Annotated in this window: 23 protein-coding genes and 2 tRNA genes; 17 read left to right on the top strand and 8 right to left on the bottom strand. The window is 73.0% G+C overall.

Features of this window, described 5'->3' with window-relative positions:
- Nucleotides 1-8: 8 nt before the first annotated feature.
- Entirely contained in the window at nt 9-689 is a 681-nt protein-coding gene (locus ACZ6K0_RS05905; RefSeq protein WP_376400410.1) for an AIM24 family protein, read from the top strand.
- Between the two features lie 19 nt (nt 690-708).
- Nucleotides 709-1,464, top strand: coding sequence for an AIM24 family protein (locus tag ACZ6K0_RS05910; RefSeq protein ID WP_376400407.1), 756 nt, complete (start codon nt 709-711; stop codon nt 1,462-1,464).
- 57 nt (nt 1,465-1,521) lie between these two features.
- Here the strand turns inward: ACZ6K0_RS05910 and ACZ6K0_RS05915 are convergent, their stop codons facing one another.
- Nucleotides 1,522-2,043 carry an NUDIX hydrolase gene (locus ACZ6K0_RS05915; protein ID WP_376400404.1) on the bottom strand — a complete coding sequence of 174 codons (522 nt, stop codon included), beginning with the start codon at nt 2,041-2,043 and terminating at the stop codon, nt 1,522-1,524.
- Nucleotides 2,040-3,497, bottom strand: coding sequence for a zinc-dependent metalloprotease (locus tag ACZ6K0_RS05920; protein WP_376400401.1), 1,458 nt, complete (start codon nt 3,495-3,497; stop codon nt 2,040-2,042). Before ACZ6K0_RS05920 ends, ACZ6K0_RS05915 begins: the two co-directional genes overlap by 4 nt.
- Nucleotides 3,498-3,712: 215 nt before the next feature.
- Here ACZ6K0_RS05920 and ACZ6K0_RS05925 point away from each other — a divergent pair, with 215 nt between their 5' ends.
- The 4 genes from ACZ6K0_RS05925 to ACZ6K0_RS05940 all read left to right on the top strand — a co-directional run bounded on the left by ACZ6K0_RS05925 (nt 3,713) and on the right by ACZ6K0_RS05940 (nt 6,975).
- Nucleotides 3,713-4,822: an SDR family oxidoreductase gene (locus tag ACZ6K0_RS05925; RefSeq protein ID WP_376400399.1), complete on the top strand. Its 1,110-nt coding sequence runs from the start codon at nt 3,713-3,715 to the stop codon at nt 4,820-4,822.
- A gap of 149 nt (nt 4,823-4,971) precedes the next feature.
- Entirely contained in the window at nt 4,972-5,433 is a 462-nt protein-coding gene (locus tag ACZ6K0_RS05930; RefSeq protein ID WP_376400396.1) for a molybdenum cofactor biosynthesis protein MoaE, read from the top strand.
- Nucleotides 5,434-5,678: 245 nt separating this feature from the next.
- A complete protein-coding gene (locus ACZ6K0_RS05935) occupies nt 5,679-5,813 on the top strand; it encodes a hypothetical protein (protein WP_376400542.1) in 135 nt (44 codons plus the stop codon).
- 73 nt (nt 5,814-5,886) lie between these two features.
- Nucleotides 5,887-6,975, top strand: coding sequence for a YlbL family protein (locus ACZ6K0_RS05940; protein WP_376400393.1), 1,089 nt, complete (start codon nt 5,887-5,889; stop codon nt 6,973-6,975).
- Between the two features lie 136 nt (nt 6,976-7,111).
- Here the strand turns inward: ACZ6K0_RS05940 and ACZ6K0_RS05945 are convergent, their stop codons facing one another.
- The gene (locus ACZ6K0_RS05945) at nt 7,112-7,663 is read right to left on the bottom strand and encodes a PPA1309 family protein (protein ID WP_376400390.1); all 552 of its coding nucleotides are present in this window, start codon (nt 7,661-7,663) and stop codon (nt 7,112-7,114) included.
- 135 nt (nt 7,664-7,798) lie between these two features.
- On the opposite strand from ACZ6K0_RS05945, the gene ACZ6K0_RS05950 reads away from it, so the two are divergent.
- The 4 genes from ACZ6K0_RS05950 (at nt 7,799) to ACZ6K0_RS05965 (ending at nt 13,152) form a co-directional block, all read left to right on the top strand.
- The gene (locus tag ACZ6K0_RS05950; protein WP_376400534.1) at nt 7,799-10,690 is read left to right on the top strand and encodes a UPF0182 family membrane protein; all 2,892 of its coding nucleotides are present in this window, start codon (nt 7,799-7,801) and stop codon (nt 10,688-10,690) included.
- Nucleotides 10,691-10,735: 45 nt separating this feature from the next.
- Nucleotides 10,736-10,809: transfer RNA gene (locus ACZ6K0_RS05955), tRNA-Met, on the top strand.
- 202 nt (nt 10,810-11,011) lie between these two features.
- The gene (locus ACZ6K0_RS05960) at nt 11,012-13,018 is read left to right on the top strand and encodes a tetratricopeptide repeat protein (RefSeq protein WP_376400387.1); all 2,007 of its coding nucleotides are present in this window, start codon (nt 11,012-11,014) and stop codon (nt 13,016-13,018) included.
- 60 nt (nt 13,019-13,078) lie between these two features.
- Nucleotides 13,079-13,152 (top strand) — tRNA-Met (locus ACZ6K0_RS05965).
- Nucleotides 13,153-13,302: 150 nt separating this feature from the next.
- Here the strand turns inward: ACZ6K0_RS05965 and ACZ6K0_RS05970 are convergent.
- Entirely contained in the window at nt 13,303-13,722 is a 420-nt protein-coding gene (locus ACZ6K0_RS05970) for a Fur family transcriptional regulator (RefSeq protein ID WP_376400384.1), read from the bottom strand.
- Between the two features lie 151 nt (nt 13,723-13,873).
- Here ACZ6K0_RS05970 and ACZ6K0_RS05975 point away from each other — a divergent pair, with 151 nt between their 5' ends.
- Nucleotides 13,874-15,343, top strand: coding sequence for a catalase (locus ACZ6K0_RS05975; RefSeq protein WP_376400382.1), 1,470 nt, complete (start codon nt 13,874-13,876; stop codon nt 15,341-15,343).
- 60 nt (nt 15,344-15,403) lie between these two features.
- Here ACZ6K0_RS05975 and ACZ6K0_RS05980 read toward each other — a convergent pair whose 3' ends face one another.
- Entirely contained in the window at nt 15,404-15,796 is a 393-nt protein-coding gene (locus ACZ6K0_RS05980; RefSeq protein WP_376400380.1) for a CBS domain-containing protein, read from the bottom strand.
- Nucleotides 15,797-16,004: 208 nt separating this feature from the next.
- Here ACZ6K0_RS05980 and ACZ6K0_RS05985 point away from each other — a divergent pair, with 208 nt between their 5' ends.
- Complete coding sequence (locus tag ACZ6K0_RS05985; RefSeq protein WP_376400377.1) at nt 16,005-16,532, top strand: hypothetical protein; 528 nt, start codon at nt 16,005-16,007, stop codon at nt 16,530-16,532.
- Between the two features lie 148 nt (nt 16,533-16,680).
- Here the strand turns inward: ACZ6K0_RS05985 and ACZ6K0_RS05990 are convergent, their stop codons facing one another.
- Nucleotides 16,681-18,147, bottom strand: a complete 1,467-nt coding sequence (locus ACZ6K0_RS05990; RefSeq protein ID WP_469227701.1) for an AfsR/SARP family transcriptional regulator — start codon at nt 18,145-18,147, stop codon at nt 16,681-16,683.
- 134 nt (nt 18,148-18,281) lie between these two features.
- On the opposite strand from ACZ6K0_RS05990, the gene ACZ6K0_RS05995 reads away from it, so the two are divergent.
- The 4 genes from ACZ6K0_RS05995 to ACZ6K0_RS06010 all read left to right on the top strand — a co-directional run bounded on the left by ACZ6K0_RS05995 (nt 18,282) and on the right by ACZ6K0_RS06010 (nt 23,871).
- Nucleotides 18,282-21,380 carry an AfsR/SARP family transcriptional regulator gene (locus ACZ6K0_RS05995; RefSeq protein ID WP_469227700.1) on the top strand — a complete coding sequence of 1,033 codons (3,099 nt, stop codon included), beginning with the start codon at nt 18,282-18,284 and terminating at the stop codon, nt 21,378-21,380.
- Between the two features lie 90 nt (nt 21,381-21,470).
- Nucleotides 21,471-22,373, top strand: coding sequence for a CAP domain-containing protein (locus ACZ6K0_RS06000; protein ID WP_469227699.1), 903 nt, complete (start codon nt 21,471-21,473; stop codon nt 22,371-22,373).
- Between the two features lie 5 nt (nt 22,374-22,378).
- The gene (locus ACZ6K0_RS06005; RefSeq protein WP_469227698.1) at nt 22,379-23,251 is read left to right on the top strand and encodes a peptidoglycan-binding protein LysM; all 873 of its coding nucleotides are present in this window, start codon (nt 22,379-22,381) and stop codon (nt 23,249-23,251) included.
- Nucleotides 23,252-23,280: 29 nt separating this feature from the next.
- Entirely contained in the window at nt 23,281-23,871 is a 591-nt protein-coding gene (locus ACZ6K0_RS06010) for an RICIN domain-containing protein (RefSeq protein ID WP_376400362.1), read from the top strand.
- A 57-nt stretch (nt 23,872-23,928) separates the two neighbouring features.
- Here ACZ6K0_RS06010 and hisN read toward each other — a convergent pair whose 3' ends face one another.
- Nucleotides 23,929-24,738, bottom strand: coding sequence for a histidinol-phosphatase (hisN, locus tag ACZ6K0_RS06015; RefSeq protein WP_376400359.1), 810 nt, complete (start codon nt 24,736-24,738; stop codon nt 23,929-23,931).
- Between the two features lie 122 nt (nt 24,739-24,860).
- Here hisN and ACZ6K0_RS06020 point away from each other — a divergent pair, with 122 nt between their 5' ends.
- Complete coding sequence (locus tag ACZ6K0_RS06020) at nt 24,861-25,505, top strand: TetR/AcrR family transcriptional regulator (protein ID WP_469227697.1); 645 nt, start codon at nt 24,861-24,863, stop codon at nt 25,503-25,505.
- Here the strand turns inward: ACZ6K0_RS06020 and ACZ6K0_RS06025 are convergent.
- Complete coding sequence (locus ACZ6K0_RS06025; protein ID WP_267045756.1) at nt 25,397-25,720, bottom strand: DMT family transporter; 324 nt, start codon at nt 25,718-25,720, stop codon at nt 25,397-25,399. The two genes, ACZ6K0_RS06020 and ACZ6K0_RS06025, sit on opposite strands and share 109 nt — an antisense overlap.
- Nucleotides 25,721-25,774: the final 54 nt, after the last annotated feature.

Raw genomic sequence — 25,774 nt, forward strand, 5'->3', positions numbered from 1 at the left:
CCGAAGTCATGAACCAGCAACTCGCGGGCTACGCCCCGACCCCCGTCGCGGCCCGGATGGAGAACCACGGCCGCGCCATGCTGAAGGTCGCCATGGCCTCCGGCCAGGACCTGTACGCCCGGACCGGCTCGATGGTCGCCTACGAAGGCTTCATCACCTACGAGCCCAACCCGCCCGCCGTCCGCCAGGTCGCCAGGGACTGGGCCACGGGCGAGGGCGCGCCGATCATGAAGTGCTCCGGCGACGGACTGCTCTACCTCGCCGACTACGGCGCCGACGTCGTCGTGATCAACCTCCAGAACGACTCCCTGTCGGTCAACGGCACCAACCTGCTCGCCTTCGACGCCCACCTCCAGTGGGGCGTCGAGCGGGTCAAGGGACTCGCCAAGTTCGCCGGCCAGGGCCTGTTCAACGTGGAGATCGCCGGTACGGGCTGGGTCGCGCTCACCTCGCGCGGCACGCCGATCGTCGTCGACTGCGGTCGCGGCGAGGACGAGACCTACGTCGACCCCGACGCGCTCGTCGCCTGGTCGCCGGCGCTCAAGGTCAAGGGCAAGCGCAGCTTCAAGGCCTCCTCCCTCATCGGGCGGGGCAGCGGCGAGGCCTACCAGATGGCCTTCTCGGGCCAGGGCATCGTCGTCGTACAGCCGAGCGAGGACAGCACCGACCGCCTGCGGGCCCGGGGCTGAGGGGGAGCGAGAACACACCATGCAGAGCCCGCTTTTCAACCACGCCGAACAGCAGAGCCAGGAGCGGTACGTCATCCAGAACCCGCAGCTCCTGCGGGTCAGCCTGACCGGGCAGGACGACATCCTGGCCCGCAAGGGCGCCATGGTCGCGTACCAGGGGCTCGTCGACTTCGACGGCGAGTACCAGACCCCGAACCAGCGCCGGGCCCGCGCCCGCACGGGCGAGGGCCTCGACCTGATGCGCTGCTCCGGCCAGGGCACGGTCTACTTCGCCAACCTCGCGCAGAACGTCCACGTCGTGGAGGTCGACCACGACGGCCTGACCGTCGACAGCTCCTACGTCCTGGCGCTGGACTCGACCCTCCACACCGAGGTCATCGCCGTCGACAGCCAGTACGGCATCTCCGGCTCCGGCAAGTACCAGCTCAACATCTCCGGCCGCGGCAAGGTCGCCCTCATGACCTCGGGCCAGCCGCTGATGATGCAGGTCACGCCCGAGAAGTACGTCAGCGTCGACGCGGACGCGATCGTCGCCTGGTCCACCGGGCTGCGCGTCCAGATGCAGGCGCAGACGCACAACTCCAGCGTCCGCCGCCGCCGCGGCGACACGGGCGAGGGCTGGGAGCTCAGCTTCCTCGGCCAGGGCTTCGCGCTCGTCCAGCCCAGCGAGGTCATGCCCCCGCAGCACGTGGCCATCGGCCAGGGCATCGCCGCCCAGTTCGGCGCCGGCCAGCAGGGTGCCCACGCGCAGAACCAGAACAACGCCTGGAACTGAGCCCGGCATGCGGGTAAGGGGCGGTCGCCACGGCGACCGCCCCTTACCCGTGTCCCGTCACAGACGGGCGAGCGTGCTGTCGAGCAGTCGCACCACCGACGTGTCCGCCACGCCGGCCACCTCCTCGTAAGCGAACCAGCGCAGGTCCAGCGACTCCTCGCTGATCTCCGCCGCGGCCCCCGCCGGAGCGAGCGCCGCGTACTGCACGTCCAGGTGCCAGTGGCACGGCGCCGGAATCGGATGCCGGTCGAGCCGCACCGGACCGCCCGGCAGCAGGCTCAGGCCCGCGATCCCCGACTCCTCCGTCGCCTCGCGCAGCGCGGCCGCCTCCAGCGTCCCGTCACCCGCCTCGCAGTGACCGCCCATCTGCAGCCACATGCCCAGCTTCTTGTGCAGCGTCAGCAGCACCTGACCCCGCGAGGGGTCGATCACCAGCGCGCTGCCCGTGAGGTGGCCCGCTCCGCACGGCTTGTACATGCCGTCCGGGTGGGCGGCCAGGTGATCCAGATAGAGGTCACGCAGCTCCGGCTGGTCCTCGTACGCCTTCAGTACGAGGACCGCGTCATCGTGCAGACTCACGCCTTGTCGTCCCCGTCCTCCGCGTCGCCCTTCCCGGCCTCGCCCTTCCCCGGGTCGCCCTTCGCCGCCTCGCCGAGCATCTTGTCGAGCTCCGAGAAGTCGAGGTGCTCACGGTGGACGAAGCCGTCCGGGTCGTCCAGGTCGGTCGCCGTCGGCAGCATGTCCGGGTGCTCCCACAGACCGTCCCGGCCGTCGACCCCGCGCGCGTCCGTCAGCGAGGCCCACAGGCGCGCCGCGTCCCGCAGTCGCCGCGGACGCAGTTCGAGACCGATCAGCGTCGCGAAGGTCTGCTCGGCCGGACCGCCCGAGGCCCGGCGCCGGCGCAGCGTCTCGCGCAGCGCGTCCGCCGAGGTCAGCCGGGACTTGGCGGCCTCGTGGACCACCGCGTCCACCCAGCCCTCGACCAGCGCGAGCGCCGTCTCCAGACGGGCCAGGGCCGCCTTCTGCTCCGGGGTGTCCTCCGGCTGGAACATGCCCTGCTGGAGGGCCTCCTGCAGCTGCTCCGGGTGCGTCGGGTCGAGCTGGCCGACCGCCTCCTCCAGCTTCGAGGTGTCGACCTTGATCCCGCGCGCGTACCCCTCGACCGCGCCGAACAGATGCGCCCGCAGCCACGGCACGTGCGCGAAGAGCCGCTGGTGGGCGGCCTCGCGCAGGGCCAGGTAGAGCCGCACCTCGTCCGAGGGCACGCCCAGGTCCTTGCCGAAGGCCTCGACGTTCAGCGGGAGCAGCGCCGCGCGCCCGGCCGGGCCGAGCGGCAGACCGACGTCCGTCGAGCCGACGACCTCACCGGCGAGCGCGCCCACGGCCTGCCCGATCTGCTGGCCGAACATGGCGCCGCCCATGGAGCGCATCATGCCGATCAGCGGGCCGGCCATGGCCTGCATCTCCTCCGGCAGGACGTCGCCCATCGCCGCGCCGACGCGCTCGGCGACCGGGTCCACGAGCTGCTGCCACGCCGGGAGCGTCGCCTCGACCCACTCCGCGCGGCTCCACGCCACCGCCGTGCTCGCTCCCGAGGGCAGCGAGGTCACGCCGTCCAGCCACAGGTCGGCCAGGCGCACGGCCTCCTCGACCGCGGACTTCTCCGCGGGGCCCACGCTGGCGTCCTTGGTGCCGTCGGCGGTCCCCTGGGCCACCACCTGGCGGGCGATCTGCTTGGCCATGTCCCAGTTCACGGGACCGCCCTCGTAGCTCAGCATCTGACCGAGCTGCTGGAAGGCCGCACCCAGATCGTTGGGGTTCAGGGAGCCGAACATCGCCGCGAACGGATTGTCCGCGCCGCCGGGCCCGCCCATGCCGGGCAGCCCGCCGAAGCCGAACGGGTTCGCCCCGAACGGGTTGCCGCCCTGGCCGCCGGAGCCCTGGCCACCTCCGGCGGGGTCCTTCTTCTTGCCCTCGTCGCCGTTCTCCGGCTCCTCCGGCGGAAGGCCGAATCCGAATGGGGTGTCACTCACAGGTTTCCTCGGCTCGTAGGGCCGCCGGCCTCCTGCCGACGGCGACTGCCCGACCAGGGCCTGTCCAAGACAGGCCCCGCACACCACCAGCGTAGACATCCGGGCCGGAAATGGGCTCGGTGCTCCGCCGGGCCGTGCCCTGCGGCAGGATGGACGCCACCTGGTCCGTACGCGTCATGCGTGTACGTACTGAAGACAACCGCTGGAGACGCCCGGTGAGTTCCCCAGATCCTCAGGTTCGCGGAGCGCGAAACCCCTCAACCCGGTCCGCCGCGCGCGGCCCCGTCGTCGCGGTCACCGGCGCCGCTTCCGGCGTGGGTGAGCTGCTGACCAGGCGCCTTGCCGCCTCCGACGAGATCAAGCAGGTCGTCGCGATCGACGAGCGCCGCGGCGAGGTCGCCGAGGCGAAGTGGCACATCCTCGACGTGCGCGATCCGGCCATCGCGGAGAAGCTCCGCGGCGCGGACGTCGTCGTCCACCTCGCCGTCGATCTCGACCTGGAGACCGACCCCGCCGCCCGAACGGCCTACAACGTGCGCGGCACGCAGACCGTCCTGACCGCCGCCGCGGCCGCCGGCGTGCACCGCGTGGTGCTCTGCACCTCCGCGATGGTCTACGGCGCCCTGCCCGACAACGACATCCCGCTCTCCGAGGACGCCGAGCTCAAGGCGACGGCGGAGGCCACCGGCGTCGGCGACATGCTGGAGATCGAGCGCCTCGGCCGCCGCGCCCCGCGCGCGCACCCCGGCCTCAACGTCACCGTCGTCCGCCCGGCCGTCCTCGTCGGCGGTACGGACACGGCGCTGACCCGCTACTTCGAGTCGCCCCGGCTGCTCGTCGTCGCCGGCTCCCGGCCCACCTGGCAGTTCTGCCACGTCGACGACCTGGTGAGCGCCCTGGAGTACGCGGCCCTGGAGAAGGTCGACGGCGAGTTCGCGGTCGGCTGCGAGGGCTGGCTGGAACAGGAGGAGGTCGAGGAGCTCTCCGGGATCCGGCGCATGGAGCTCCCCTCGGCCGTCGCCCTCGGCGCTGCGGCCCGCCTCCACCGGATCGGGCTCACCCCGTCCCCGGCCGGCGACCTCGCGTACACCATGCATCCCTGGGTGGTGAGCGTCGGACGGCTCCACGACGCCGGCTGGCGGCCGAAGTGGACGAACGAGGAGGTCCTCACCGCGCTCCTGGAGGAGGTCGAGGGCCGCCACACGGTCGCCGGCCGCCGACTGGGCCGCAAGGACGCGACGGCGGCGGGCGCGGCCGGTGCGACGGTGGCGCTGCTCGGTACGGCCGCCCTCGTCCGGCAGATGCGGAAGCGGCGCGGCATCTGACCCGCGCCGGGAGCGGGCCAGGGCCGGGCGTCGGGCCCGCGCCGGGAGCGGGTCCGACGCCCGGCCTGTAGAACCCTCCTACGGAGGGTTCCGACGACCGGTCGAAACCGCTATTCCGGGATGTCGGGGGCGTGCGGCACCATGGGCGCATGGCACCCACCCACGACCACCCCGGCGAGCAGGCCGCCGCCGACCCGATCAAGCTCCTCGCGATCCGGGAGACCCCGCTCTCCGTGGACGAGGTCTTCCGGGCCGTCGGCGACGACGCCTCCGGCGGCACGACGCTCTTCGTGGGCACCGTCCGCAACCACGACGGAGGCGCGGACGTCGACGGGCTCGGCTACTCCTGCCACCCCTCCGCGGAGGCGGAGCTGCGCCGCGTCGCGGAGAAGGTCGTCGCGAACTATCCGGTCCGCGCGCTGGCCGCCGTCCACCGCGTCGGCGACCTCCGGATCGGTGACATCGCGGTCGTCGTCGCCGTCTCCTGCCCCCACCGCGGCGAGGCCTTCGAGGCCTGCCGCAAGCTGATCGACGACCTCAAGCACGAGGTCCCGATCTGGAAGCACCAGACCTTCTCGGACGGCACGGAGGAGTGGGTCGGGGCCTGCTGAGGCCTTGCCTTGCGGGCCCCGGGCCCGCAAGGCGGCGCGCCGACAGCGCGTAGCCGAACGCCCGATTTGCGTAACCGGCCCCCAGGCGCGAGCGTTGATGCCACAGATGAATAGTCTGCTGATCAACTCACTGGGGATGGGAGGTCGGGATGGCAGCGCTGGCCTGGTTGCTGATTCCGCTTTTCGCAGTCGTCGGCGCGGCGATATGGGGAAGCTGGGCTTCGAGGAACAGGACGATAGGTGACGTGGCCGAGCTCGCCGGCTACGCCCGTTTCCGGGACGCGATGGAGCGGTCCCACACCACGACGGACGCCCCCGTCGTCCAGGAGCGCGAGCCGGCCACGACGGTGACTCCCGTCTCCACGTCGGCGTCCAGCTGACGCGGCCCCGCCGGCCGCCCCGTACGGCCCGCCCCAGGGGTGCACCCACAGGCGAGTCCCGTACTGTCGTTCCATGCCACGCCGCACCGCGACGATGCTCGCCTCCACCCTGGTGTTGATCTGTCTGCTCATCGCAGGCGTCCTGATCCCGGTGCCGTACGCGGAGATGAGTCCCGGCCCCACGGTGAACACCCTGGGAGAGGCCAGGGGAGAGCCCGTCCTCTCGATCTCCGGACGCAAGACCTACCCGACCGACGGGCACCTCAACATGACGACGGTCCGCGTCACCAGCGCGGACTACAAGATGAACGCCGTCGAGGCGGTCTACGGCTGGCTCGCCCACGACAACGTGGTGGTGCCGCACGACACGCTCTACCCGGACGGCAAGACCGAGGAGCAGTCGAGCCAGGAGAACGCCGAGGAGTTCAGCCAGTCCCAGGAGAGCGCCAAGGTGGCCGCCCTCGGGGAGCTGGGCATCCCGGTGACCAGCCGCGTCGTCGTCGCCACCGTCGTCAAGGGCTCTCCGGCGGAGGGCAGGCTGCACGCCGGTGACGTCATCAGGGCCGTGGACGGCGTGGCCGTCACCGAGCCGGGCGATGTCGCGAAGCAGGTCACGAAGCGCAAGCCGGGCCAGGACGTCGTCTTCACGATCGTCCCCGCCAAGGAGGCGGCGCAGGCCGAGAAGGCCGGCAAGGAGCCGACCGTCACCCGGAAGGTGGTCATCAAGACCGCGACCTCCGAGGAGGGCGACCGGGCCATCGTCGGCATCCAGGCCGGGACCGACCACGTCTTCCCGTTCACCATCGACATCAACCTCGCCGACGTCGGCGGCCCCAGCGCCGGTCTGATGTTCGCCCTCGGCATCGTCGACAAGCTCACCCCGGAGAGCCTCACCGACGGCAAGTTCATCGCCGGCACGGGCACGATCGACGACGAGGGGAAGGTCGGCCCGATCGGCGGCATCGACATGAAGCTCGTCGGCGCGCGCAAGGCGGGCGCGGAGTACTTCCTCACCCCCGCCGACAACTGCAAGTCCGCCGCCTCCGACACGCCCGACGGTCTGACCCTGATCAAGGTCGACACCATCGACGACGCCACGAAGTCGCTGGAGAAGCTCCGCAAGGGCGACACGGCGAACCTGCCGAGCTGCTCGAAGAGCTGACCGGCCCGGAAACGGACGAGGGGCGCCCGGTCGGCCGACCGGGCGCCCCCTCTTCGTACCGCCGCCGGGGACCGGCGCGGCTGCGGGCCATGCGGACTGCGCGGACTGCGCGGACTGTGCGGGCCTGGCGGGCGCCTTACGACTCGAAGGTCGCCGCCAGCGCCTCGGCGAGGCCCGGCACCAGGTCGGGGCCGGTCAGGACCTCGGTCGTCGAGTCCTTCTCGCGCAGCCGGATCGCCGCCTCACGGGCGCCGCCGCGCAGCACCGCCACGGTCATCCGGACCTCCTGGCGGTCCGGGTGCGAGGCCACCCACTTGGTGAGCTGCTTCTCGCTCAGCCCCTGCGGGACCTGGGACTCCGCCGACGGGGGCAGCATCAGCCGCTCCACGGTCAGCGCGCAGCCGGCCACGGAGGCGGGCCAGGCGATCGTGCCGAGGAAGTCGTCGAGCGGCTTCCCGCGCGGCAGCTTGTCCTGCTCGATGGGGGTGAAGGCGGTGGCGTCGTCGCCCAGGCCGAGCTGGGAGGCGAGGGCGGGCTCCTTGGCGCGGAGCCGTGCGGTGTCGACGAGGGCGAACAGACGGGCCGGCTGGTCCCAGCCGAGACCCGACGCGTACTCGTCGATCTCGAGTACCGCGCGGGTGAGGGGGCTCGCGGCCATCGCCGGGCCTGAGGGGGAAACGTTGGACATGACCAATATCCTGCCTCCTCTTCACCCGAAGACGGGAACTAGGTAAAGCCTCAGTAAGTTGCATCAGTGGGCTCTACGATCGCGGGGCCTGCTTTCAGACGCATCAACATCGAGGGGCGCACGTTGGCTTTCCAGATGCCGGACCGCGGCGGTAGCCCGTCCGGGCCGAGGATGAGAGTCGGCCGGCCGTCCCGGCGGGCCCGCACCCTGCTCATGACACTCGGGGTGCTGGCCGTCCTGGCCATGGCGTTCGTGATGTTCGCCGGGTTCTGGACGGACTGGCTCTGGTATCGCTCGGTCGAGTACTCGTCCGTGTTCACCACCACCCTGTGGACCAAGATCGGGCTCTTCGCCGTCTTCGGTCTCCTCATGGGGCTCGCCGTCGGCCTCAACATCTGGCTGGCGTACCGGCTGCGTCCGCCGCTCAGCGCGATGTCGCTGGAGCAGCAGAGCCTCGACCGGTACCGGATGGGGGTCGCCCCCTTCAAGAAGTGGGTGCTGCTCGCGGTCACGGTCCTGGTGGGGCTGATCGCCGGAGCCTCGGCCTCCGGCCAGTGGCGCACCTGGCTCATGTGGGTCAACGGGGTGAAGTTCGGCCAGAAGGACCCGCAGTTCGGGCTCGACGTGTCGTTCTACGCCTTCGACCTGCCCTGGTACCGCTTCCTCCTCGCCTTCGGCTTCGCCGCCGCCGTCCTGTCGCTGATCGCCGCCGCGCTCACGCACTACCTGTACGGCGGACTGCGGATCACCAGCCCGGGCGCCCGCGCGACCGCCGCCGCCACCGGTCACCTCTCGGTGCTGCTCGGCGTCTTCGTCTCGCTCAAGGCCGTGGCGTACTGGCTCGACCGGTACGGCCTGGCGGTGAAGTCCAGCGACTTCAAGGCCACCGGCAACTGGACGGGCCTGCGGTACGTCGACGCCAACGCCTACCTGCCGGCGAAGACGATCCTGTTCTGCATCGCCGCGATCTGCGCCGTGCTGTTCTTCGCGACGCTCTGGCGCCGCACCTGGCAGCTGCCGGTGATCGGCTTCGGTCTGATGGTGCTCTCCGCGATCCTGATCGGCGGCCTGTACCCGGCCATCGTGCAGAAGTTCCAGGTCCAGCCGAACGAGCAGGCCAAGGAAGCGCCGTACATCCAGAAGAACATCGACGCGACCCGCAAGGCGTACGCGATCGACTCGACGAAGCCCGAGAACTACTCGGGCAAGTCGACGGTCAAGGCCAAGGACCAGCTCCGCACGGACGCCGACTCGGCGGCCAGCTACCGCGTCCTCGACCCGAACATCGTCTCGCCGACGTTCCAGCAGCTGGAGCAGAAGCGGAAGTACTACCAGTTCCCGACGACCCTGGACGTGGACCGCTACCAGGGCAAGGACACCGTGGTCGGTCTGCGGGAGCTCAACATCAAGGGCATCCCGAAGCGGAACTGGATCAACGACCACTTCACCTACACCCACGGCTACGGCGCGATCATGGCCGCGGGGACGACGACGGACGCCAACGGCTCCCCGGTCTTCACCGAGTCCGGACTGCCGACGACCGGTGACCTCGGCACGTACCAGCAGCGGATCTACTACGGCGAGAAGACCGACCAGTACTCGATCGTGGGCGGCCCGCAGAAGGAGCTGGACTACGAGGAGAACGGCGAGAAGACCACCAGCTACAAGGAGAAGAGCGGCGTCAGCCTCTCCGGCGCGTTCAACCGCGCCGCCTACGCGGTGGCCTTCAGCGAGCCGCAGATCCTCTACTCGGGGGCCATCGGCGAGGGCTCGCGGATCCTCTACAACCGCACGCCCAAGGAGCGCGTCGAGGCGGTCGCGCCCTGGCTGACCATCGACGGCGACGCCTACCCGGCGGTCGTCGACGGGCGGATCCAGTGGATCGTCGACGCCTACACGACGACGAACGGCTACCCGTACGCCTCGCGCACCACGCTCGGGGACACGACGGCCGACTCCCTGACCGTCGGCAACCAGCAGCGCGCGGTCGTCGCCCAGCAGAACCAGGTCAACTACATCCGCAACTCGGTGAAGGCCACCGTCGACGCCTACGACGGCACGGTGAACCTCTACGAGTGGGACACGCAGGACCCGGTCCTCAAGACCTGGATGAAGGCGTTCCCGGACACGGTGAAGCCGAAGTCCGAGATCAAGGGCGACCTGATGGCGCACCTGCGCTACCCGCAGGACATGTTCAAGGTCCAGCGCGAGCTGCTGACCCGCTACCACGTCACCGACCCCGCGCAGTTCTACAGCGGCTCGGACGCCTGGCAGGTGCCGGACGACCCGACCAACAAGGACGGCAACGCGGTCCCGCCGTACTACCTGAGCATGAAGATGCCCGGGGACACGGCGCAGCGCTTCTCGCTGACGACGACGTTCACGCCGAACGGCCGGCCCAACCTGGGCGGCTTCATGGCGGTCGACGCCGACGCCACCAGCAAGGAGTACGGGCGGCTGAGGCTGCTGCGGGTCACCGAGGACGTCCCGGGCCCGGCCCAGGTGCAGAGCAAGCTCAACGGTCTGCCGGACGTCGCCCAGTTCGTCCGGGACATGAAGGGCGCCGACTCCGACATCCAGTACGGCAACCTGCTGACCGTGCCGCTCGACGGCGGGTTCCTGTACGTGGAGCCGGTGTACGCCCAGGGGCGGAACGCGCTCTACCCGCTCCTGAAGAAGGTCGCGGTGTCCTACGTGGACGCGGACCAGCCGGAGGGTGACACGACCAAGGACACCACGGTGTTCGAGGACAACCTCACCGACGCCCTGAACGCGGTCTTCGGGGTGGAGGCACCGACGAAGCCCACGACCCCGCCGCCGGGCACCACGCCCCCGCCGCCGACGTCGAACGACGCCGCGCTGAAGGCCGCGATCGCCGACGCCCAGAAGGCGTACGACGCGGGCGAGGCGGCGCTCCAGAAGGGCGACTGGACGGCGTACGGCAAGGCGCAGGAGGACCTCCAGGACGCTCTGGAGCGTGCTGCGGACGCCGGAGCGAAGCTCAAGAGCACGGGATCAAGCGGCTGACCTGAGGTTTTGCCTCCCCGCGTCGTGATACTGTGGTTTCACCGACGCGGGGTGGAGCAGCTCGGTAGCTCGCTGGGCTCATAACCCAGAGGTCGCAGGTTCAAATCCTGTCCCCGCTACTCAGAACGAGGGCCCGGATCCATAAGGATCCGGGCCCTCGTCGTGTGTCGAGGTGACGGGGGGCACCGAAGAGCGGTACGGAGGGGGCGAGTTGGTGTGAGGCGTGTTTGACTTGTCTCTCTGTGGGCATGTCGACAAAACGCTGAGTGACCTCACTGGCTGCGGTATACCAGGTGTGCTCGGGTTGCGGGTGGTGCGACGATGGTATTTATGGGGGACAGGGCAACTCTGTTGGAGACAGGGCGGTTTGTGCAGCGGCACGCCAGAAACGCCGCGGACGAGATCATCGAGGCAGTGGGGGCCGTCGATGCGGCCGTCGACATCACCGCCGAGACCGATGCAGACACCGACACCGACACCGAGAACGAGACGGAAACCGAGAGCGAGGCGCGCCACCGGCGCGCGGCCGAGCGCGGAGACCTCGCCTCGATGAGCGCGCTCGGCGCGCTGCTGCTGCGCCGCGGTGACCTCGACGGCGCCGAGCCCTTCCTGCGCGGCGCCACCGCCGAGGGGGACCGGGCCGCCGCCAACAACCTGGGCGTCCTGCTGCACCAGCGGGGGTACGCCGACGAGGCCGCCGGCTGGTGGCGGGTCGCCGCCGTCGCCGGCTCCGCGCCCGCCGCCCACGCCCTCGGCCGCCACCACCGCGAGCGCGGCGACGAGCCGGCCGCCGAGTACTGGCTGCGCCAGGCCGCCGAGCAGGGCCACGCCCTGGGCGCCTACGCCCTCGCCGACCTCCTGGAGCACCGCAGCGACGTCGGCGCCGAGCGCTGGCTGCGCGCCGCCGCCGAGCAGGGCCACCGCGAGGCCGCCTACCGCCTCGCCCTCGCCCTGGAGCGCCGCGCGACCGAGCCGGGCCACGGGCCGCACGAGACCGGCCGCGGGCCGCACGAGACCGGCACGCGGCTCCGGGCGCCCGGTGGCGCCGCCGGCGCGGGCACGGCCCCTCCGGCGGGCGCGGCACCCGGCGGGGTGACGGAGCCCGCCCCGCCGAAGGGCGAGCTCACCGAGGCCGAGCAGTGGTTCCGGCAGGCCGCCGCCCGCGGGCACCGGCGCGCCGCGCTGCACCTCGGCGCGATCCTGGAGAAGCGCGGCGACCTCAAGGAGGCCGGCCGCTGGTACCTGAGCTCCGCCAAGGAGGGCGAGGCCAAGGCCGCCTGCGCCCTCGGTTTCCTCCTCCGCGACGCGGGCGACCAGGAGAGCGCCGCCGTGTGGTGGCTGCGCGCCGCCCAGGACGGCGACGGGAACGCCGCCAACGCCCTCGGAGCGCTGCACGCGGCCCGGGGCGAGCAGCAGACCGCCGAGCGCTGGTACCGCGCCGCCATGGACGCGGGTGACGTCAACGGGGCGTACAACCTCGGGCTGCTCTGTGCCGCCCAGGACCGGATCCCGCAGGCCGAGCAGTGGTACCGCCGCGCCGCCTACGCGGGCCACCGCGAGGCCGCCAACGCGCTCGCCGTGCTGCTCCTCCAGGCCGGCGACGCGAACGGCGCCGAGCCGTGGTTCTCCAAGGCGGCCGAGGCCGGCAGCGTGGACGCCGCGTTCAACCTGGGCATCCTCCACGCGGGCCGCGACGACGACCGCAAGGCCCTCGTCTGGTACGAGCGGGCCGCCGCCGCCGGGCACACCGAGGCCGCCCTCCAGGTCGGCATCGCCGCCCTGCGCGACGGCGACGAGCGGACCGCCGAGCGGCACCTGCGGTGCGCGGCCGGCGGCGGCAGCGCCGAGGCCGCCTTCCGGCTGGCCACGGTCCTCGACGCCCGCCGCCCCGATCCCGGCCCCGCCGTCCTCGGCGCATCCCGGGACGAGAAGTCCGAGTGCGAGGAGTGGTACGAGCGGGCCGCCCAGCAGGGGCACCGGCGCGCCCAGGTGCGGGTCGGGATGCTCGCGGCGGGCCGCGGCGACCTCGCGGAGGCCGACCGCTGGTACCGCGAGGCGGCGGAGGCGGGCAGCCGCAACGGCGCCTTCAACCTCGGGCTGCTCCTCGCCCGTGAGGGCAGCGAGCGCGAGGCCGCCCTCTGGTGGACCCGTGCCGCCCGGGCGGGCCACGGCCGCGCCGCGCTCCGGCTCGCGCTGCTCGCGGCGCGCCGGGGCGAGCTCACCGAGGGGCGGCACTGGTGCGCCCGTGCGGTGGAGCTCGGCCCGGCGGAGGTCGCCGAGCGAGCGGCCCGGCTGAGCGAGGCGCTGCACCAGGAGCTGACCGCGTAACCCCTGGTCGGAACGGATTTGCACTGGTCGGGGGCCGTCCCGTAGAGTCGTGTTTACCGACGCGGGGTGGAGCAGCTCGGTAGCTCGCTGGGCTCATAACCCAGAGGTCGCAGGTTCAAATCCTGTCCCCGCTACTCAGTAGCAACGAAGGCCCGGATCCGGTTTCGATCGGATCCGGGCCTTCGTCGTTCCCGGGCGCCGGCCGCACGAGAGGGCCGTCCCACGAGAAGAGCCCCCGCCGGAGCGGGGGCTCTTCTCGTGAAGGCGTCAGGGTGTGAGGCGCGTCAGGCCGTCGTGGCACAGCTCGGGCAGACGCCGCGGTACGTGACCTCGACGTTCGAGATCGTGAAGCCGAAGCGCTCCGTGTCCGGCAGGTCCGCCATCGGGTCGCCGGCCGGGTGGACGTCGCGGATGGCGCCGCAGCGGCCGCAGACCAGGTGCTGGTGCGGGCGGTGGGCGTTGGGGTCGTACCGCTTGGCGCGGCCGTCCGTCGCGACTTCCATGACCTCGCCGAGGGTGACCATCTCGCCCAGCGTGTTGTACACGGTCGCGCGAGAGATCTCGGGCAGCCTCGAAACAGCGCGGGCGTGGACCTCGTCGGCGGTCAGGTGTACGTGATCCCCGTCGAGGACCTCGGCCACGACACGCCGCTGCGCGGTCATCCGCCAGCCGCGTCCGCGCAGTCGTTCCAACAGGTCACTCATGGGCGCCAGCCTAACAGTCGGGGGACGCGGGTCCCGAACGGGTGTGACTTTGGAAGCCCACTTGACTTAGACATTGTCTATCGTAGGATCGAACCCGGCATTGGCCAAGGACCCGAACAGGGTCCGGGCCGAGGGACAGGACTCGCAGGACATGACGCAGGAGGCGCACGTGACGCAGGGACCGCTCACCACGGAGGCCGGCGCGCCGGTCGCCGACAACCAGAACAGCGAGACGGCGGGCGTCGGCGGACCGGTCCTCGTGCAGGACCAGCTCCTCCTGGAGAAGCTCGCCCACTTCAACCGCGAGCGCATCCCGGAGCGCGTGGTCCACGCGCGCGGTGCGGGCGCCTACGGCACCTTCACGCTCACCCGTGACGTCTCGCAGTGGACGCGTGCCGCGTTCCTCTCCGAGGTCGGCAAGGAGACCGAGACGTTCCTGCGCTTCTCCACCGTCGCGGGCAACCTCGGTGCGGCCGACGCGGTCCGCGACCCGCGCGGCTGGGCGCTGAAGTTCTACACCGAAGAGGGCAACTACGACCTCGTCGGCAACAACACCCCGGTGTTCTTCATCAAGGACGCCATCAAGTTCCCCGACTTCATCCACACCCAGAAGCGCGACCCGTACTCGGGCTCGCAGGAGGCGGACAACGTCTGGGACTTCTGGGGCCTCTCCCCGGAGTCGACCCACCAGGTCACCTGGCTCTTCGGCGACCGCGGCATCCCCGCCTCGTACCGCCACATGAACGGCTACGGCTCGCACACGTTCCAGTGGAACAACGAGGCCGGCGAGGTCTTCTGGGTCAAGTACCACTTCAAGACCGACCAGGGCATCAAGAACCTGACCCAGGCCGAGGCCAACCGCCTCGCCGGCGAGGACCCGGACTCGCACCAGCGCGACCTGCGCGAGTCCATCGAGCGCGGCGACTTCCCGACCTGGACCGTGCAGGTCCAGATCATGCCCGCGGCCGAGGCGGCCGAGTACCGCTTCAACCCGTTCGACCTCACCAAGGTGTGGCCGCACGAGGACTACCCGCCGATCGAGATCGGCAAGCTGGAGCTCAACCGCAACCCGGAGAACGTCTTCGCCGAGGTCGAGCAGTCGATCTTCAGCCCGGCGCACTTCGTGCCCGGCATCGGCCCGTCCCCGGACAAGATGCTCCAGGGCCGCCTCTTCGCGTACGGCGACGCCCACCGCTACCGCGTCGGCATCAACGCCGACCACCTGCCGGTGAACCGCCCGCACGCCACCGAGGCGCGGACCAACTCCCGTGACGGCTACCTGTACGACGGCCGCCACAAGGGCGCGAAGAACTACGAGCCGAACAGCTTCGGCGGCCCGAACCAGACGGACCGGCCGCTGTGGCAGCCGCTCCCCGTCACCGGCCTCACCGGCGACCACGCCGCTCCCTCGCACTCCGAGGACAGCGACTTCGTGCAGGCGGGCAACCTCTACCGCCTGCTGTCGGAGGACGAGAAGGGCCGTCTCGTCGAGAACCTGGCGGGCTTCATCGCCAAGGTCTCGCGGGACGACATCGCCGAGCGGGCGATCGACAACTTCCGCCAGGCGGACGGTGACTTCGGCAAGCGGCTCGACGCCGCGGTCCAGGCCCTGCGCGGCTGAGGACGCTTGTCGTAGACAGGGACCGGGCCGGACTCCTCACGGAGTCCGGCCCGTTCTCGTTCACCGGCCGGCGACGCTGTGCACCGGGATCCAGCAGCGGATGATGTCCCGTACGGAGACGATGCCGACGGGTCCCCGGTCGTCGAGGACGACGAGGTGACGGAAGCCGCCGTGCGTCATGGCCTCGGCCGCCTCCGCCAGGGTCCAGGTGGGCGCGGCGAAGACGACGTCGTGGGTGGTGTGGGAGCCCGCGGCCTCGACGTCGGGGTCCTGGTCGCGGGCGAGCGAGTTGAGGATGTCGCGCTCGGTGAGGATGCCGAGCCCGCCGGCGTCGGAGTCGAGGACGACGGCCGCGCCGACGCGGCGCGCCGACATCAGCCGGGCCGCTTGGCGGAGGGTGTGGGCGGGGCCGATGGTGAGGACCACCGTGCTCATGGCGTCGCGGACGAGCATGGACGGAGCCACCTCCTTGGTGAATCGACCTTCGAGAATCGATTCACAAGTTCACAAGTGGGGGGACTTTCAGAGTGGCACCGGGGGAGGGGGCCGACAAGGGGGCGCGCGAGGCGCCCCGGGGAGCGCGCGGCGGCCGCGTTCATCGTTTGTCTACCGCCACCGTCGAGGATCGGCGCGCACGCAGAACCGACGGAAGGCAACGGGGATGAACACGATCGTGAAGAAGGCGCTGCGCAGGGCGGCGGGGGTTGCGGCGGCCGGCCTCCTTGCGGTGGCGGGGACGGTGGCCGGATCCGGCACCGCACAGGCCGCGTACGACCCCGGCACCCACACGCTGTGGGGCGACGAGCCGCTGTACCAGGGCTGGCACGTGAGCACCGACTACGCACGGCTCATCATGCAGACCGACGGCAACCTCGTCTTCTACCGGACGACCACGGCGGGCGACTGGTCGCGCGCCACGCCCTACTGGGCCACCAACACCGTCGGCTGCGGCTCCAAGGCGGTCATGCAGAGCGACGGCCGACTCGTGGTGCGGAGCGCGGACGGCCGCGAGTGCGCCTCGCGGGGCCACGACAAGGGTGCCGCCGCCTACGCCTGCCTCCAGGTCGGGGAAGGCCCGGGAGGCCTTCACATCTGGTACACGAACACCCGGTGCGGCAGCTTCACGGCCCTCGCGGGGCGGACGCTGAGCTCGACGACCGAGGACAGGATCCTCTCCGACCTGTACTGATCTCCCAGATCTCCCAGATCTCCCAGATCTCCCAGATTCCCCAGATTCCCCAGATTCCCCAGATTCCCCAGATTCCCCTCCCCCTCCGCACGTGGCCCCGGCCGGAACCCCCTCCGGCCGGGGCCACCTCGCGTCCGCGCCCGGCGGCTCAGTCCGAGAGGCGGCCCACCAGATCCGCCACCGACCACTGCGGCCGGGCCGCGAGCCGTGTCGCCGCCGACCGCAGCCGGGCCGGCAGCCGGCCGCACAACTCGGCCAGTTCCCGCGCGGCGGCGGACTCCCGGCGGATCCGGTCCGGGCCGGCGATCCGGGCGAGCAGCTCGTACGCGTCCTCCGGATCGAGCGGTCCGACCGGCAGCCGTACGGTCCCTGCTCCCGCTGCCGTGCCCGTCTCCCCGACTCCGTCCGCTGCCGTCCCCGCCGCTGTCCCCGCCTCCGTGACCAGGGCCGCGCAGCCCGCACCGCCCGGCAGCAGCGGGCCCGGCTCCGGCACGCCGTCGAGCAGCACCAGGACCCGGCGGCCCGCGAGCGCCGCCCGGTAACGCGCCCCGAGCTCGCCCTTGCCCGTCCCCTCCGGCGGCCGCTCGCCCAGCGCCCGCAGGAACCCGGCCATGACCTCTCGTACGGTTCCGGGGGCATCGCCCCGCGCGTACAACTGGCCGTCCGGGAAAGCGTCCCGCACCCGGTGCGCCAGATGCACCGCGAGCGTCGAGGCGCCCGCCCCGAACGGCCCCGAGAGGACCACGACCACCGGGCCGTCACCCCGCCCGCCGCCGGACCGCAGCAGCCGCTCCGCCTCCCGCACCTGCGCCCCCCGCCCCACCAGATCCGGGATGTCCGGCGGCAGCTGGCGCGGACGCGGTACGGCGAGCCCCGGACCTTCGCGCCGGATCCGCTCGTACAGGCCGGTCAGCGCCCCGCCCGGATCCAGCCCGAGGCGCCGGTCCAGCCGCTCCCGCAGCGCCTCGAACAGCGCCAGCGCCTCCGTCCGGCGGCCGCACCGGTACAGCGCGAGCAGACACAGCCGGTGCGCCTCCTCGTCCTCCGGTCGCGCCGCCGTCAGCTCGCGCAGCGCCGCGAGGACCTCGGCGTGCCGGCCGAGCGACAGCTCCGCCTCGTACGACGCCATGACCGCCGCGTGGCGCGAGGCCGCGAGCCGCTCCCGGGTGCGTGCCGCGAGCGGCCCCGGCACCCCGTCGAGCGCGGCCCCCGACCACCGGCCCAGGGCGCGCGCCAGGAGCTCCCGCGCCTCTTCGGGAGCGTCGCGCAACCGGGCGGCGGCGCGGCCCGCCTCGTCCTCGTACCGGAAGACGTCCACCGCCTCGCGGGCGACGGCGAGCCGGTAGCCGCCCGGCCCGGCGACCAGGACGCCCGGACGGTCGAGGGCCCGCCGCAGCCGGTGGGCGTGCGTGCCGATCTGGCCGACCGGGTCCTTGGGCCAGTCCTCCTCGTCCTCGCCCCACAGCGCCGTGATCAGCCGCTGGGTGGGCACCAGCTCGCCGGGCGCGAGCAGCAGGGCGCACAGCAGCGCCTGCTGCTGCGGGCGGCCGAGCGCACGCTCCCGTCCGTCGAGCCATGCGCGCGGTGGGCCGAGAACGGCGAATTCGAGTCCCATGACACCCCCTGAGCCATGAGTCCTTCGCGGGTCACGTGGCGCATCATAGGCGGCCGGGCCGCGCCTCCCGGAAGGGTTGCGGACCGTCGGCGCGCCGCGCCGACCAGCGGAAACGAGAGGGGAAGACGAGGGTCATGGGGGACACGGGGGACACGGGAAAGCTGAGGTTCGCGCTGCTCGGGCCGCTGCGCGCCTGGTACGGGGACGAGGAGATCGACCTCGGTCGGCCGCAGCAGCGGGCCCTGCTCGCGGTGCTGCTCGACGCGTCCGGGCGGACCGTCGCGCACGGAATGCTCGCCGAGGGGGTCTGGGGCGAGGGGGCCGCCCCCGCCGACCCGCGCAAGGCGCTCCAACTGCTCGTCTACCGGCTTCGGTCCGCGTTCCGGCCGCACCTGGCCGAGTCGCCGATCGTCCGCGTCGGGGACGGGTACGCCCTGCGGGCCCCGGGCGCGTGGGTCGACACGGCCGAGTGGCGGCGGCGGGTCGCCGAGGCGCCCGGCGGCGCGTCGCCGGGCGCGGTGCGGGACGTGCTGCGCGACGCGCACCGGCTGTGGGCCGGCGAACCGCTCGCGGGCCTGCCCGGGCCCCACGCGGAGGCGGTCCGCGCCCGCCTCGCCGAGGAACGGCTCACCGCCCTGGAGCAGCGGCTCGAACTCGACGCCGAGCTCGGCGACCGCCCCGACCTCACCGCCGAGGCCGCCGCCCTCTGCCTGGAACACCCGCACCGCCCCCGCCTCGTCGCCGTCCACATGCGCGCCCTCCACCGCGCGGGCCGCACGGCGGAAGCCCTGGCCGTCTACGAGGACGCCCGCGCGTCCTTCCCCTCGGAGGCACTGTCCGGCCCACCCACCAGGAACGTCCCGGGCGCCACGTACGCCCCGGGCGTCCCGGGCGCCACGTACGCCCCCGGCACCACGTACGCCCCGGGCACGCACCACGGCCCGGCCACCCGCCCCGCCCCGACCGCCCCCGCCCCGACCGTCCCCGCGCCGGGTTCGCCCGCCGGGCTCCAGCTGCGGATTCTGCGGGGCGACCCGACGCTGCTCGGCGAAGTGACGGCCTGGCCCGGTGAGCAGGACGTGCCCGTGTGGTGCGCGCCCGAGCAGCTTCCCGCCGGGATCGTCGACTTCACCGGCCGCGTGGATGCCGTCGACGCGCTCGCGGAGCGGCTCGCGGGGGCGGGTGGCCGGGCCGTCGTGGTGTCCGCGCTCGACGGCATGGGCGGGGTCGGAAAGACCACGCTGGCCGTGCACGCGGCCCGGCGGGCGGCCGGCCGCTTCCCCGACGGGCAGCTCTTCGCCGACCTGCGCGGCGCCGACCGCACCCCGCGCGAACCGGCCGCAGTTCTTGCCGAGTTCCTGCGCGCCCTCGGGGTGGCCGCCGAGGACGTGCCACCGGGCACGGCCGAACGCTCGGCCTGCTACCGCTCCGTGCTCACCGACCGCCGGGTCCTCGTCGTCCTCGACAACGCCGCGGAACCCGCGCAGGTCGAGCCGCTGCTGCCCGGCTCCGCCGGCTGCGCGGTCCTCGTCACCAGCCGCACCCGTCTGCCGGGCCTGGCAGGCGCCCACCACCTGCGGGTCGACCCGCTCCCGGCGGACGAGGCCGTCGAACTGTTCGCCCGGATCGTGGGACCCGACCGGGTCGCGGCCGAGCCGGGCCTCGTCGAGGAGATCGTCGCGGCCTGCGGGCACCTGCCGCTCGCCGTACGGATCGCCGCCTCCCGTGTCGCCGCCGGCCCCGGAACCGGCCTCGCCGCGCTGGCCGAGGGGCTGCGGGACGAGCGGCGGCTCGCCGCGCTCGACGACGGGGAGCGGGCCGTCGAGGCCACCTTCGCGCTCTCGTACCACCGGCTCACGCCGGAGGCGGCCCGCGCCTTCCGGTTCCTCTCGCTGCCCGACGCGCCCGACGTCGCCCTGCCCTGCGCCGCCGCCCTCCTCGACCGCTCCGAGGCGGAGGCCGACGAACTCCTCGAAGGGCTCGTGGACCTCAACCTGCTGCACTCGCCGGGCTTCGGCCGGTACGGCTACCACGACCTGGTCCGCGCCTACGCCCGCGACCGGCTCGCCGAGGAGGAGAGCGGTCCGGAGCGGAGCGCCGCGGCCGCGCGGCTGCTCGACTTCTGCCTGGCCACCGCCCGGCACGCCGACACCGCCGCCCGCTCCGTCGACCCGGCCGAACGGAGCCTGCTCGACACGCCGGTGACCCGGGCCGGCCGTCCCCTCGCCACCGGCGCCGACGCCGTCCGCTGGATGCGCGACCAGGCCCCGGTGCACGCCGCGGCCGTCGCCCTCGCCTGCGCGGACCCGACCCTGCCGCTCGCCCAGGCCGCCGAACTCGTCGACAAGATGGGCACGGTCGTCTTCGAGCGGGACCGGACGACCGTCATCGCCGGCCTCGCCGAGCGGATCGCCGGGGCGGCCGCGGCCCGCGGCGACCGCGCACCCCAGGCCCTCGCCCGGTACGTGCGCGGCACCATGCTCTGGCACCTGAACCGCTACGAGGAGTCCTGGACCGAGATCACCCGCGCGGTCGCGCTGTGCGAGGCCCTCGCCCGGGACCCGGACCCCGCGGCCGGGCCGGCCGCCCGCGTGCGGGCCAAGGCACTGCTCACGCTCGCCGGGAACGCGCGCGTGCACGGGCGGCACGCGGAGGCCGCCGAGCATGCCGGGCGGGCCGCCGAGGTGTTCCGGGAGCTCGGGGTGGAGCGGGCCGAGGGCAGCGCCCTGGGGGAGTTCGCCCTCAACGCCGCGCACACCGGGCGGCCGGCCGAGGCCCGGCGGGCCGCCGAGCGCGGCGCGCGGCTGATGAGCGGGACCGGTCCGGTGTCCGCCGCGACCGGGCGCTACTACCTGGCGCGGGTGCTGCGGCTGTGCGGCGACCCGGAGGGCGCGCTCGCCGAGGCGACCGGGGCCCGGGAGGAGTTCGCCCGGCTCCAGGTCGCGGTGTTCGAGGCGGCGGCCGGTGACCTCTCCGCCCGGATCCACGCGGAGTGCGGCCGGGCCACGCTCGCCGCGGAGGCCGCAGAGGCGGCGCTGCCGCCGGCCCGGAAGACCAGCGTGGCCCTGGAAGCGGCCCTGCTCCACACCCTCGGCTCGGCGCTCGTCTCCCTCGGCAGGCCCCGTCGGGCCCGTGCCTGCCTCCAGGACGCGGCGCAGCTGTACGAGCGGCTCGGCATCGCCGACGAGGAGGAGGCCGTACGAGCGTCGCTCGACTCCCTGCCCGCGCCGTGAGCGGCACGCTACGCGCGTTGACCGGATGTCTACCGGTGTCGGTGACCGTACTGCCCGTCAGGTCACCGACACGACTGGAGAGATCACGACATGACGACGCAGCCTCAGAACGGGCAGGTCTTGACGCTCACCGCGGGCAACGGCCTCGCCGCCGACGTCAACGCGAGCCAGACCGGCAACGGCAACCGGATCCAGGGCTGGGCGCCCAACGGCAGTGCCGCCCAGGGCTGGGTCTTCTGGGCCAAGCCGAACAGCGCCTTCCTCCTGGAGACCAGGCTCACCCACAACGCCCACGCCCCCGGCCAGGCGATGGTGATGGACTACGACTACGCGCACTACACCACCCACCTGTTCCAGGAGCACGGCCAGGCCAACCAGCTCTGGCACCTGGAGGACGCGGGCAACGGCCGGGTCCTGCTGCGCAGCGCCCGCCCCGACGAGGGCGCCGCCTACCTCACCGCCGACGCGCACGGCGCCGCGCTCGGCGTCTGGCGGCGCGACCCCGCCAACCAGGGCCAGCTCTGGCAGCTCGCCCCGGTGGGCAGCACCGGAGGCGGCCAGGGCGGCGGCTCCCAGCCGCAGCCCCAGCCCCAGCCGCAGCCCGCACCCGCCGGTGTGCACGGCGAGATGCTGGCCATGGTCAACGAGGAGCGCCGCCGCGCCGGAGTCCCGGCCATGCGGCTCGACGACCGGCTCTCCTCCGCCGCGCAGCGCCACGCCGACGACATGGCGCGCAACGACCTCACCCAGCACAACGGCACCGACGGGTCCGACTTCAGCCGTCGCATCAGCGACGCCGGCTTCCCCGGCAACACCGCCCGCGCCGAGAACGTCACCCCGTCCAACAGCGTCCCCGAGGCCATGCAGATGTGGATGAAGAGCCCCGGCCACCGCAGCAACATCCTCAACGGCGCCTACCGCAACCTCGGCGTCGGTTACGCGCCCCGCCAGCGCGGCAACTGGGGCCGCTTCGTCCAGACCTTCGGGAGCTGAGCCCGATGGGAACGGTCTGGATACCCGGCGCCGTACGCCTCGGCGACGGAGCCATCGGCGGCCCCATGGACAGCCCCGAGCTGCCGCCCCGGGTCGTCTGGCACACCACGGAGAGCGGCGCGGGAAACGCGGCCTTCGACTCCGTCGGCGCGTACCTGATCCGGCAGGGCAGCGAACCCCACTTCCTGTACGACCCCACCACGGACCGGCTCGGTCAGTTCGGGCCGCTCGACCGCAGCGCCCGCGCCCTGCGCAACGACGGGGACACCCGGACCAACCGGACCGGCCGGGTCTGCGTGCAGATCGAGGTCCTGGCCCGCGCCGCGACCCCGTTCACCGGCTACTGGAAGCCGGGCCCGAACTTCCGTGCGCTCATGGCGGCCGCCCGCTCCTGGGGCGTGCCCGACACATGGGCGGGCCGGGAGCGTTCCCGTACGGACTGGCGGGGGAAGGGCGGCCACTTCGGCCACGTCCACGTCCCCGGCAACGACCACTGGGACCCGGGGAAGATCGATCCCGCCCGGCTCTTCGCCGCCGCCGGCGGGTCCACCGCACCGGCACAGGCACCGGCGTCCCGGCCGCAGTTGCGGTCCGTGGTCAGCCTGGCCCGGGTGCTCGCCGCGGCCCGCACCGACCCGGCGGCCGCCCAGGGCGCCGCGGTCCACCGTGCCGACGCGCTGCCCGTCGAGAAGGCGCTCGCCGCCGAGGGGCTGCTGCGCGCCGACTGGGCGGACGGCTCCTTCGGTACCAGGACCCTCGCCGCGTACGCCGCCTGGCAGCGGCGCTGCGGCTACACCGGCGCGGACGCGGACGGCATGCCCGGCCGCACCACCCTGGAACGCCTGGGCAAGGCCCACGGCTTCCAGGTCACGGCATGACACCCACGCGTCATCGAGAGAGGACGATCATGACCAGCACGACCATGACCAGCACGAAGCGAACCACCATCCGATCCTTCGCCGCCGGTCTCGGCGCCGCCGTGGCCGTCGCGGGGGCGGCCCTGGCGACCGCCCCGGCCGCGGGGGCCGCCACCACCGACGACTGCGGGATGTTCCCGCCGGGGCTGCACGCCACCACGGAGGTCGCCACCTACCGGGGCGGCGCCCTCGACCTGCCGTCGAACAACGAGGCCAACGGGCAGCGCGTCGGCACCTGGACGCCCAACGGCTCCGCGGCGCAGACCTGGGCGGTGTGGACCTACTGCGACGGCACCAGCGCCATCAGCCACGGCGACGCCGGCAAGGTGCTCGACGTCGACCGCGCATCGGGCGTCCCGCAGCTCTGGGACACGCCCGGCGGCTGGACGGGCCTCAACGACCCGTACGGCAACTGGACCCCCGCCAACCAGAAGTGGCGGCTGACCGACGGCGGCAACGGCTGGCGGATGGCGAAGAACGTGGCCACCGGCCAGTGCCTGAAGTCCAACGGGGTCGGCTACCTCAACTCCACGGCGCCGTGCGACCCGAACGACGCCGGCCAGTGGTGGAAGCTCGGCTGACCCCCGGCCCGGCCCACGCCCGGGTGCGACTCACCCGGGCCCGGCCGAAGGAGCCGCTCAGCCCTCGGCGTTCTCCTGGTTGAGGTAGCTCAGCAGCTCCCCGTGCAGCAGCCCGTTCGAGGCCGCCGCGTTCCCGCTGTGCGGGCCGTGGCGGCCGTCGAGCCCGGTGTACGTGCCGCCGGCCTCCTGGACGACGACCGCCACCGCCGCCATGTCCCACAGGGACAGTTCCGGCTCGGCGCAGATGTCCACGGAGCCCTCGGCGACCATCATGTACGGCCAGAAGTCGCCGTACGCACGCGTCCGCCAGCACGCGCGCGTGAGGTCGAGGAAGCCGTCGAGCCGTCCCTGCTCCTCCCAGCCGCTCAGCGAGGAGTACGCGAAGGAGGCGTCTTCGAGGGTGGCCACCTTCGACACCCCGAGCCGGGTCGCCGAGGCCAGGCTGCGGCCCGTGTAGGCGCCCAGGCCCTTCGCCGCCCACCAGCGGCGGCCGAGCGCCGGGGCCGACACCACGCCCACCACCGGCTGGAAGCCGGTCTCCCCGGCCTCCATCAGCGCGATCAGGGTCGCCCAGACGGGCACCCCGCGCACGTAGTTCTTGGTGCCGTCGATCGGGTCGATCACCCAGCGGCGGGGGCCCGAGCCCTCCACGCCGTACTCCTCGCCCAGGATCGCGTCACGCGGCCTGGCGCGCTGGAGCTGGCCGCGGATCAGCTCCTCCGCGGCCTTGTCGGCCTCGCTCACCGGGGTCATGTCCGGCTTCGTCTCGACCTTGAGGTCGAGCGCCTGGAATCGGTCCATGGTGGCCGCGTCGGCGGCATCCGCGAGGACGTGGGCGAGACGCAGATCATCGTGGTAATCGGCCATGGTCGGCACTCTATCTCCGCGTGATCCCCGCGCGGAGAACCGTCCACCGGCGCCCTTGACAGTGCGGGGACGCCTGCCGACGCTGAGCACGGAAACGTTTCGGTCGGTCCCGGGAGGCGAGGATGCCGACGGCCCGCGAGGCCCTGCTCGACGCCGCGCTCGCCGCGCTCGCCGACCGGTCCTGGTCCGCGATACGGATGGTCGACCTCGCGACCGCGGCCCGGGTGTCCCGGCAGACTCTCTACAACGAGTTCGGCAGCAAGGAGGGGCTCGCCCGCGCCCTCGCGCGCCGGGAGGCCGACGCCTATCTCCAGGGCGTCCGGACGCTGCTCGCCGTCCCCGCCCCGCCCGAGCGGAACCTCGTCGCCGTCGCCGAGTGGACGGTCGCCCGGGCCGCCGCCCGCCCCGTGCTGCGGGCCCTGCTCACCGGTGCCTGGAACGAGCGGCTGCCCGCGCCCCGGCCGGTCCGCCCGGGCGCCCCCCTCGCCCCCGTACCCGCCCAGCGGCACGCCGACGAGGGGCCGCCCGCGCCGGGCGAGCTCGTGGCGGCGGCCGCGGCCTGTGCGGGTGAGCGGTGGGCGGCCGGCTGCGAGCTCGCCGTCCGGCTCGCCCTCAGCCACGTCGTCGCGCCCCCGGTGGCGTCCGGCCGGCCGGAGGGTCAGTGCGAGGAGCCGGAGAGCTGGAGGCCGATGACGCCGGCGATCACCAGCGTGATCGAGACGATCTTGAGGGTGGAGACGACGTCGCCGAGGAAGATCATTCCGTAGATCGCGGTCCCGGCCGCGCCGATCCCCGTCCACACGGCGTACGCCGGACCCACGTCCAGCTTCCGCAGCGCGAGGGTGAGCAGCCCGAAGCTGCCCAGGGCGAAGGCCGCGAAGGCGATCGTCGGCCACAGCCGGGTGAACCCGTGCGAGAGCTTCAGGCAGACCGCGAAACCGGTCTCCAGGACACCGGCCACCACCACCAGCAGCCACGCCATCGTCAGTGCCTCCCACGCCGTCGGTGACTGCTTCGTCGCACTTGGTGCGATTAT

It is taken from the genome of Streptomyces sp. NPDC042346, assembly GCF_055581845.1.